The 9,991-nt window shown below is 36.8% G+C and carries 8 protein-coding genes and 1 pseudogene; 2 read left to right on the top strand and 7 right to left on the bottom strand.

Annotation, left to right across the window (positions count from 1 at the left end; all coding sequences use genetic code 11):
• The 3 genes from AFK68_RS24440 to AFK68_RS24455 form a co-directional block, all read right to left on the bottom strand.
• On the bottom strand, positions 1 to 284 hold a 284-nt coding region (locus AFK68_RS24440), incomplete at its 3' end, for a glycosyltransferase (RefSeq protein ID WP_371357540.1).
• A gap of 244 nt (positions 285 to 528) precedes the next feature.
• On the bottom strand, positions 529 to 1,680 hold the full coding sequence (locus tag AFK68_RS24450) for a flippase (RefSeq protein ID WP_094675833.1): 1,152 nt from the start codon (positions 1,678 to 1,680) through the stop codon (positions 529 to 531).
• 142 nt (positions 1,681 to 1,822) lie between these two features.
• Positions 1,823 to 3,157 (bottom strand): O-antigen ligase, encoded by a 1,335-nt coding sequence (locus tag AFK68_RS24455; RefSeq protein ID WP_094675835.1) that lies wholly within the window; start codon positions 3,155 to 3,157, stop codon positions 1,823 to 1,825.
• Between the two features lie 154 nt (positions 3,158 to 3,311).
• Between AFK68_RS24455 and AFK68_RS24460 the strand changes: the two genes are divergently transcribed.
• Positions 3,312 to 4,775, top strand: a complete 1,464-nt coding sequence (locus AFK68_RS24460; protein WP_094675837.1) for an SLBB domain-containing protein — start codon at positions 3,312 to 3,314, stop codon at positions 4,773 to 4,775.
• Positions 4,776 to 4,933: 158 nt separating this feature from the next.
• Positions 4,934 to 7,150 (top strand): tyrosine-protein kinase family protein, encoded by a 2,217-nt coding sequence (locus AFK68_RS24465; RefSeq protein ID WP_094675839.1) that lies wholly within the window; start codon positions 4,934 to 4,936, stop codon positions 7,148 to 7,150.
• Positions 7,151 to 7,388: 238 nt separating this feature from the next.
• On the opposite strand, the pseudogene AFK68_RS24475 reads toward AFK68_RS24465, so the two are convergent.
• The 4 genes and pseudogenes from AFK68_RS24475 to AFK68_RS24485 form a co-directional block, all read right to left on the bottom strand.
• Positions 7,389 to 8,577 (bottom strand): annotated as a pseudogene (locus tag AFK68_RS24475) (RNA-guided endonuclease InsQ/TnpB family protein).
• Positions 8,578 to 9,233: 656 nt separating this feature from the next.
• Positions 9,234 to 9,434, bottom strand: a 201-nt coding sequence (locus tag AFK68_RS39680) for a hypothetical protein (RefSeq protein WP_210407598.1), incomplete at its 5' end; no start/stop codon positions are given.
• Positions 9,435 to 9,594: 160 nt separating this feature from the next.
• Positions 9,595 to 9,705, bottom strand: coding sequence for a hypothetical protein (locus AFK68_RS46335; protein ID WP_143438204.1), 111 nt, complete (start codon positions 9,703 to 9,705; stop codon positions 9,595 to 9,597).
• On the bottom strand, positions 9,698 to 9,991 hold a 294-nt coding region (locus AFK68_RS24485; RefSeq protein WP_210407599.1), incomplete at its 5' end, for a transposase. The genes AFK68_RS46335 and AFK68_RS24485, both read right to left, overlap by 8 nt.

Below are 9,991 nucleotides of genomic sequence, written 5' to 3' on the forward strand. Positions count from 1 at the left end.
GCAACCATTGGTACTGCATTGTTTAAACATTCTAGAGTTGTATTCATACCTGCATGAGTAATAGTCAGAGTAGCTTTTTGCAGTAGTTCTAACTGGGGTGCATATTTGACAACTAGGGGATTTCCCGGTAAGTTGGGTAGAGATTCTGGAGTTGCAGAACCTCCCAGAGAAATAACTAACTGAGCATCCAACCCTTCACAAGCTGTAGCAATTTTATCAAAGACATCAACCTGGGAATTGACTAAAGTTCCCAGAGAAGCATAAATCAAAGGTTTTCCTGTCAACTTATCCCAAGGAAAGGGAACAGGTTCTCTAGTACCTGAATAATGAAATGGTCCCGTAAAATGAAANCTGTAGCAATTTTATCAAAGACATCAACCTGGGAATTGACTAAAGTTCCCAGAGAAGCATAAATCAAAGGTTTTCCTGTCAACTTATCCCAAGGAAAGGGAACAGGTTCTCTAGTACCTGAATAATGAAATGGTCCCGTAAAATGAAACCACTCCGGCAAATTTTCCCTGGGAAATTCTAACTCAGCAGGTTGTTGACTAATTTGAGCCAGTTGATAATTAGGAAAATCAGTCCGAAAACTGTAATATTCCAAGGATTTTGAACTACCCCCATAAATACAAATAATGACGCCCATATATGTACTGCTAAAATAGCGCCAGAATCTAGATATTCTGGACCATATAAAAGTAAGACTGTAGGAGTTGATAAAAATGTCATGGGAATGGCGATCGCATAAGCTATTAAAGCCATTAAGTTAAATAATTGTTGCAGTTTTTTATAATATAGTTCTTGGCTAACTTCCCTAGCTTTAACAATAGAAGGAAATGCTGAAGCAACCAAAGATGTAGCAATAAAATACCATGATTCTGAAATTCTTACAGCAGCAGAATAGACTCCAACTACATCATCCCCTGCCATTTTGCCAAGCATAATCGTATCAACTTTCATGTAAATTGTAATAGCTAAACTTGTTAAAATTAGAGGCCAGCTTTCTTGGATTAGTGTCATAGCACGGTTAAAATTCCAACGCCATGCTGTCAGAGAATGATGTACTTGAAAAACAGATATCAATCCTACTCCTATTAAAATTGGTTCTACAGCTTTTACCCCTGCAAATGCTAAAATAGATGCTTCAAATTGAACCAATAAAATTGTGACCAAACTGCTGATAATATATGCTCCTCTTTTAGCAATAACTGTATATTTTGACTCAACTTGAGACTGGAACCAAAGTTCAATCACATCAAATGCTAAAAAAATATTTCCACCAGCAATTATTGCCACTAATGCAAGAGTTAATCGCTCTTGTGGACGTAGTACAAAAACTACTCCAACCGCCAGAAATAAACTAATAAAACCACCAATAACTTTGAGAACAAAAGCAGTACCAAGGATTTCATCTTTATTTTCTGGCTTTCTCACCATGTCCCTGACTACCAAGCGGTCTAATCCTAGTTTGGCAATGATGCCAACCAACGTGACAATTGCGATCGCAAAAGATAAACTGCCTAATCTTGTTGGCCCTAAATAACGAGCGACAAAAACGCTGACTATCAGAGTTAAACCTTTGCCGAAAATTCGATCAAAATATAGCCATACTGTATTGCTAATTATCTTACGAGTTCCTGGGCTTAATTTTTCTCTGAATCCACGGAACTTTTTTAACATTATATCCTTTAGACTTGAATCAAAATTTGCTTTGGAGTTTTCTTTTAAGCAATTTCCACAGAAATAGAGTATCAATTATAGCATCAATTTATTTAAGACAAAGCTCAATAATTTTGCACTTTATTAATCAGCAAATCCTTAATCAACTTTTTTTTTGTGAAACATCTATTCTCATTTTAATTGCTATTATAACGTAATAAATCCACCCAAAATTAAAGTTAAAAATATTACTATCAGTCATATTAATCATAATCAAAAGTGTATAAAATAAAAGAGGAAAAAATGAACCATCACCTGGTTGATTTCGAGTTAAATAAACTACAGATTTAAAAGCAGTGTTAATGAAAGAAATTCCATACAAAATTAATCCAACTAATCCTAACTGTAGTATTAGATCGTACCATCCTTGATGAGCGTGAGGTGGAACCCAGCCCCAAACAGTTTGAATACCATCAGCAGGACTTTCAGGACCTCGCCAAGATTGCCAAAAACCAACTACTCCATAACCAAATATGGGACGTAATTTCATTCGTTCTACTATCTGAGGCCAAACTTCACCTCTTCCTGAAAAGTTAGCATTTTTGCCCATAGCAGTGTAAATAGCTGCCTCATTTTCTTTAAACATAAGAAAAGCACAAATTGCTATGACTATTACAATAAACACACAACTAAACCCCAATCTAGGAGGCAAATGTTTAATGAGACGAAGCACAAATAACATTGCCATACAGGTTAGCCAACTAATAAAAGCCCCTGAAGAGTTAGCCATTTGCATTGTCAAAATTGAAAATACAATAATAACTAAAGAAAGTTGACGTTGTTTGGGATTATAAATAGCGTTTACTGACCACATTGCTATGTTTAAAGCCATCAAGCTTCCCAAATATATTGGATGACCCAGAACTCCTCTCCATCCTTTACCAATTCTGCCTTTAGAGGAACCAAGAGCATAAAAAATACTCGTAAATAGAACTACTGCATTAGTTCGTCTAATTGTCGCAGCAATGTCGTCCATGCTGTATCTGGTGGCAATATGAGTAGAGATAACCCCTAATCCTAGAAATGCTAATGATACTCGGAAAGTAAGAATAGGGGTTTCTGACCAAAAGGCAGACAACATGAAATAAATGCAAAATAAGCCCAGAAAAGGATCTGTTACAAGTAGAAGTAATAGGGAATTAGGAAAGATTTTGCGGAACCAAGATTTTAAAACAAAAATAGCACAAATATAAATTCCTAATGTTAGTATCATCTGAGCAATACTGCGATCATGAATGCTAAAAGATCTGGGGCTTAACAGACTAAAAGGTGGAATTCCTACACCATTCATCATATATAGAAAGGTGTGGAGAAATAAACTTTCGAGGATCGGAGCTAGTTTTTTGTTGCTAGCCATTTGAAAGGCTAAAAGTAGACAAACTAATCCTAAAGGTATTAATACACAGAGGACTATCGGCTCCAATAGTAACTTTTTCATAATCGCTGCTACGAGGGAATACTAAGATTTCCTGTCTGCCTATATTTCTACTACGGTACTTTTACCGTACTTTGGGACTACTGCTAGAAAATGCTAAGATTTATGATTAAGTTTGACTAAAAGTTTGAGTATATCCCTAGTGGTTAGAATAAATATGGTCTATGTAGGTTTGGCCAAAAAAATAATTGACCCAGCTTTGAGTCTGAGTCTGCTAGGTTTAGCATTTATTACTTGGCCATCTTCTAGTCGCGCTGAATTTCTACCTGCTCAAGAGAAAGCTACAGATACCTTAACCCTAAGCTGTCCTCAATTGGAAGAGGACTATATTCTAGGATCAGGCGATCGCATCAATGTTAAATTTTTAGAACTAGAAGAATTAAATGACCAATATTTGATTCCAGCAGATGCTTCCATATCTATGCCTATGATTGGTAGTATATCAGTAGCTGGCCTAACGATTCAACAATTTACTAAGGCCATTAAAGCTGAATACCTTCGCTTCTTTAAAGACATTCCCTTGGTCTCTGTCACCCTTTTGGCTCCTCGCCCTGTAAACGTTTTAGTATCTGGAGAAATAGCTAACCCTGGATCTTACACAATTCCTTTAAGCACTGGTTCAGGAGATCCCAGACCAGGAATTCAAAACCCTAATATCACAGAAGCAATTGAGTTGGCTGGAGGAGCTACCCTAACTGCTAATCTTCGCCAAGTACAGGTCAGCCGAGGCCAAACTTCTACAGAGGAACAACAGTTTCAAGTCAATTTGTGGCAACTTATAGAAAATGGGGATCGTTGTCAAAATATTACACTGCGAGATGGGGATAGTATTTTTATTCCGACTGCCAATAACTCTAATTTAACACAAGTACGTCAGTTAGCATTGAGCAAATTGGCCACTGATATAGAACAACCCCGTTCTGTTGTTGTAGTAGGTGAAGTTAAACGTCCAGGAAGCTATGTAGTCCAAGGAGGAAATACTACCATTGAAATCAGGCTCGGAGGTTTGCCAACTGTTACCCGTGCCCTTCAACTTGCTGGAGGTGTAGAGTCATCAGCAGCTCTGCGTCAAATTCAACTAAAACGTTTGACCAGTATTGGTACAGAACAAATTATCAACATAGATTTATGGAAACTCTTACAACAAGGAGATCTAAATCAAGATACTATAGTCCAAGATGGAGATACAATTATTGTTCCTAGAGCTACTAACATTAGGCCAGCAGAAGTTACTGAAGTTGCAAAAGCGAATTTTGTTCCTACTACTATTCAAGTTAGTGTAGTAGGAGAAGTTGTCAGACCAGGGTTAATAGAAATTCCCTCTGGTGCAACTTTAAATCAGGCTTTGCAAGCAGCAGGAGGAGAGAACTCAAGAGCAAAGAGAGGCTTGGTTCAACTAATTCGCCTTAATCGCAATGGGAGTGCAGTTAAACGAGAAATAGAGATCGATCTAGCCGCAGGAATCAATGAACAAGTAAATCCCCTACTCAAAAATCAAGATATAATTATAATTAGTCGTTCTAATTTAGCAGTTTTTTCTGATAATATAAATGTTTTGTTAGGTGCTTCAGTGCTTCCTTTTGTGAGAATTATTCAAGCTTTTGGTTTAACCCCAAGGTAATAGCTAAGACAATAGGCTGATAATTTTAGGTAGTGGTGAAAAAGTATGATGTAGGAAAAAAGAAACAGACAATAGGCAAGACCAGAGTCACTGAATATTTCTAATGTTTAACTATTTTTAGGACTATTAAAATTTAATTATAAAGCTTCACTAGAAATATGGAAGATCAAAAAGATTATAGAGAATTTTTATCTAAAGATAGTGCTGTATTGCCTCCGAGTTTCACAGCTAACTCCCAAGATGATAATGAGGAACAGTTGGATATAGGTTGGCTGTTTGGGGTTCTCTGTCGAAGGGCACCGATCATAATATTTATAGCAATAACAGTCATCGGCAGTTTAGGTAGTGTAATCGTTTTGTTAGGGCGACGTCAGCTTCCAGTTTATGAAGGATATTTTAAGCTTTTGGTAGAGCCTATTAGTGCTGAAGCACAATTAGACAGGTTAGCGATAAGTAGTGAAACTCTTGCTAAAAATTTCCAAACTACAAAGGATACCTTAGATTATGATTCCCTGGTTCGTTTTTTGAAGAGCGATCGAATGATGGGGCCAATTATTGAGGAAATGAACAGTCAAAATGATGATGTAGCTTATAATACCGTAATTAGTAATCTTCAAATTAGTCGGGTTATGGTAGAAGATGCAAAACCAGTACCTAGAGGCACTAAAATTATAGATATACGTTATCAGGATGGAAGTCCAGAGCGAGTAGAATTTTTGATTAATAAACTAGCTTTAGTTTATCTAGAATACAGCGGTTATGAACGATTAATTACGGTTAAAAATGGGATTAAATTTATTGAAGATCAACTTCCAGGATTAGAAGAAAGAGCTAATAATCTTAAAAAAGAAATTCAAGATGTACGGCAGCGTTATAATGTTATAGATCCAGAATTAAATGCTCCTGGCTTATATCGTCAGCAACAACTTCTTCAGGAAAAAAGATTAAACCTCGAAGCTCAAATAGCTAATACTAAAGTTGTCAAGGCTAATATACAAAAACACTTAGAGGAAGGAAATGCTACTACTATTTTGGCTGATAGAACCAGTGCCTATAAAATATTAATTGAACAGCTCCAAAATGTAGAAGGAAGAATAGCTGAAAAATCATCTCTACTTCGTGATGATAGCCCTATCCTCAGAACTCTACGCCAACAAGAAGCAAATTTGCGTTCCCTCTTGTTTGAAGAAGCTCAAAAAATTATGAAAAATATAGATGCTGAACTTGAGGGTTTAGAGGAAAAATATAAAATTATACTTGCTGCTGAAAATCGTCTAGAACAACAAATTAAAGAATTGCCGATCGCTGCTCGTCTATACTCAGAATTACAGACAGAATTAAAAGTAGTCAATCAGACTCTTAATGAGTTTAGAGCTAAAAGAGAAGATTTTAACTTGAAAGCAGCACAACAAGAAGTACCTTGGGATATTATTGAAGGACCAATTCTTAAGCGGGATGCAAATGGGAACCTAAAGTCAATTGCGAAAGATGACACTAAGCGCAAGTTGGCTTTGGTAGTAGTTTTGGGTACATTACTGAGCATAGGTTCTGGTTTTTTAATAGAAGTTATAATACAAGTATTTCACACGCCGAAAGATATTCAAGTGGCTACTAAACTGCCTCTTTTAGGTGTAATTCCTTTAGCAAAAGAACTTAGGAGACAACTGATTAAATCAAAAAAACAGAAGCATTTAGTAGTTTTAAAGTCTTTAAATACCAAGCTAACTAGCTTTTATAATTTAGTTGAGACCGATAGCAAACTCAAGTTGACATACTCTCCACCTGTGTTAGAAGCTTTTCGCTCTCTGTATACAAATATCAGTTTACTAAATTATGATTCATCAGTTAAGTCTTTAGCTATTAGTTCGGCTATGAAAGGAGATGGTAAGTCTACTATTGCTATCAACCTAGCTCAAATTGCTGCTAGTGTTGGTCAGCGAGTATTATTAGTAGATGCTAATTTACGCAACCCACAGATTCATTTACGACTTGGTTTACCTAATTTACAGGGGTTTAGTGATACTCTTTCTACAGATATTAGCCTTAATGATGCTATTCAGCGATCGCCAGAAGATGAAAACCTATTTATATTAACGGCGGGTCAAGTTCCACCAGATCCTATTAAGTTACTTTCATCTCAGAAAAGAAAGTATTTAATGGAGCAGTTTAATGCCTTTTTCGATTTAGTTATCTATGACACACCTCTGTTAGTTGATTTGGCAGATGCTAACCTAATTACAGCTGATGTTGATGGAACTATTCTAGTGGTGGCTATTGACAAGACAGACCGTTCAATGTTGACAAAGGCTATAGAAGGATTAAAGATTTCTGCTGCTTCGGTTTTGGGTGTAGTAACTAATTTTCATAAAGGTTGACATACTCCCCGGCTGTCAGGCACGGGGATTCTCACGCTTATGTGATTCTTTGCTCATCGACACAGCTTACGATCGGCAAGTTGCCCATCATTAGCACCAGATCGTTATCTCCCAAAGCGTTCCCTATTACTAGGAGGTTCCCGTATGCCCTACGGTACCTTGATTCCACTCAANCTTACGATCGGCAAGTTGCCCATCATTAGCACCAGATCGTTATCTCCCAAAGCGTTCCCTATTACTAGGAGGTTCCCGTATGCCCTACGGTACCTTGATTCCACTCAACACCTATTATTTCTAATCCACGACTCAAAATGTTTCGTGCTGCATTAGTATCACGGCATATTTCAGTATGACAACTAGGACAAACATGAGTACGAGTTGACAAAGTTTTCTTGACTCTATACCCGCAGTTAGAACAATCTTGCGAAGTGTATTTGGGATTTACTGCAACAACTGCTTTATCCCAAATTTTTCCATAATATTCCAGCCCCTATCGTGAACTGATACCACGCTGCATCAGATATAGACTTTGCCAAATGATGGTTTTTGACCATGTTTTGTATCTTTAGGTCTGCCTTCGGCACGCCGCTCCGCGTCTACATAAACAATCACATCGTTAGATGCTACTACGCACCGGGCTTGTTTAATGCAGAGCGTCTTTACGCTGCCTACTAACCTTTAAATGGCATAACCCTAGTCTCTTTCTGGCTTTGTGATAATTGTTTGATTGAGGTTTTTTGCCTTTAACAAACTTCTTACTTAATTGTCGTTGCCGACGTTTTAATTTTTTCTCTGATTTTCTCAAATATTGAGGATAAACAACTCCATTATCGTACTGTCCTTTATTGGGATACTTTAAACCTAAATCAATGCCTATAACATTACCAGTGTAATTGCCTGGTTCTTTTCTATTAGCATCTATACAAAATTGACAATAATAACCATCTGCCCGTCTAACTATTCTCACCCGATTAATTTTTAGTCTGAACAAATCTTCTCTTGTTTCTGAATTACAATACAGAGAAAACTTACCAGATTTAAACTTATCAGTGAAAGTAATAAACATACAATCATCTGATAATTTCCAACCAGATTGTTTATATTCTACAGACCGACAATGCTTTTTAAATTTTGGGTATCCTTTCTTTTTGGCGCCTTCAAATGCAGCGACGATAAAAGTTACTAATTGAAGTCCAAGCTACTTCGACTGAGGCTTGTCTAGCTGATGAGTTTAACTGATTAACAAAAGCAAACTCACTAGCTAACTCTTTACTTAGTTTGTATAAAAGCGACTTATTTACTCCTTGATTATCTATCCAATATCTGACAGCTTTATTTCTAATAAACTGTGCTGTTCTGATAGCTTCATCCAAGGATTTATATTGATTTGATGTCCCGTTTAATAACTTAGCCTCTCTTACTAACATTGTTATCTTTTTGCATAATACTATTATTTTATCGTACATTTTCCCAGATAAAACAATTATTTGAAAAAAATATTGAGGCAGAGAAAGTCGCCCTTTTAGGGCGAGGCTTTAGACCCGTTTTTTCGGTAAGAATTTCACTTACTAACTAGGGTTTGCTGAAAAAGTATAAGTGGTAGGAGTAGGAGTCAGGAGTCAGGAGTCAGGAGTGAGCAGGGAACAGAATTTGGAAAAATTTACACTTTTGCTGATTTTTCGNTTTAGACCCGTTTTTTCGGTAAGAATTTCACTTACTAACTAGGGTTTGCTGAAAAAGTATAAGTGGTAGGAGTAGGAGTCAGGAGTCAGGAGTCAGGAGTGAGCAGGGAACAGAATTTGGAAAAATTTACACTTTTGCTGATTTTTCGGGAACCGTAGATGAAAATTTTTTTGATACCGAATTAAGCGTATTTGATATTATACCTCATTTTCATAACCAAAACCCAGTAGATTCGTGTTTTGCATTCCGCAGAATCGTCTTTACTGTGGTCTACTGAAATGAAAACGGCTGCAAAGACCAAGTTTCAAGTTTATAGAAGAAACTGGGTTGTTTTCATCTTCAGGCAAAACTAAGGTTGAAAAATACTTTTATACTGGACATCTCTACTAGCCTAAAAATATTAGGTCAGTATTCTTTGGCTGCACTTACAGCGCTTTTCACCCTCAAAAACCACAATGTTTAAACCAACCAAAGACATCATCTTCAGTAAGCAAGAGCGATATAGCTGCCGCACTTGCTCCGCCAACGCCTCGCTAATAACTCTATTTAATTCTTCTTGAGTTCGAGCTTTACGAGAGCGGAGAAACTCCTTGAATTTTGANACAATGTTTAAACCAACCAAAGACATCATCTTCAGTAAGCAAGAGCGATATAGCTGCCGCACTTGCTCCGCCAACGCCTCGCTAATAACTCTATTTAATTCTTCTTGAGTTCGAGCTTTACGAGAGCGGAGAAACTCCTTGAATTTTGACCAACATAATTCAATTGGTGACAAATAGGCGTGAGTAAGCAGGTAAGAACATTAGCTTGGCTCCTACTGAGGAAATTAATTCTTGAATTCTAGAACCTTTGTGGACACTTAAATTATCCATGAGTACAATTGCTTAAGCGCCATAATTGAGGTAATAAAATCTGTTCTATATATGTTTCAAATACATTTTTATTTGTACTACCAACTACTGTCATTAATGCAATTAAACCATCAAGGCTTAATGCCCCTAAAACACTTGTATTTTTACCTTGATTTCTAGGGGTATCAGTTACTACTCTTTCTCCTACTTTTCCCCGACCATAAAGACGAGTCATTGCCAAATTAACCCCGGATTCGTCAACAAAAACTAAATTATTTATATCTACGCGCATCCAGCCATTTTCGAT

Origin of the sequence: Hydrocoleum sp. CS-953, from assembly GCF_002260545.1 — a bacterium.
Taxonomy (GTDB): domain Bacteria; phylum Cyanobacteriota; class Cyanobacteriia; order Cyanobacteriales; family Microcoleaceae; genus Trichodesmium.

Excerpts from the sequence above, each read along its gene's own strand:
- AFK68_RS24450 (WP_094675833.1), bottom strand. The coding sequence starts at position 1,680 with ATGTTAAAAAAGTTCCGTGGATTCAGAGAAAAATTAAGCCCAGGAACT.
- AFK68_RS24455 (WP_094675835.1), bottom strand. The coding sequence starts at position 3,157 with ATGAAAAAGTTACTATTGGAGCCGATAGTCCTCTGTGTATTAATACCT.
- AFK68_RS24460 (WP_094675837.1), top strand. The coding sequence starts at position 3,312 with ATGGTCTATGTAGGTTTGGCCAAAAAAATAATTGACCCAGCTTTGAGT.
- AFK68_RS24465 (WP_094675839.1), top strand. The coding sequence starts at position 4,934 with ATGGAAGATCAAAAAGATTATAGAGAATTTTTATCTAAAGATAGTGCT.
- AFK68_RS46335 (WP_143438204.1), bottom strand. The coding sequence starts at position 9,705 with ATGGATAATTTAAGTGTCCACAAAGGTTCTAGAATTCAAGAATTAATT.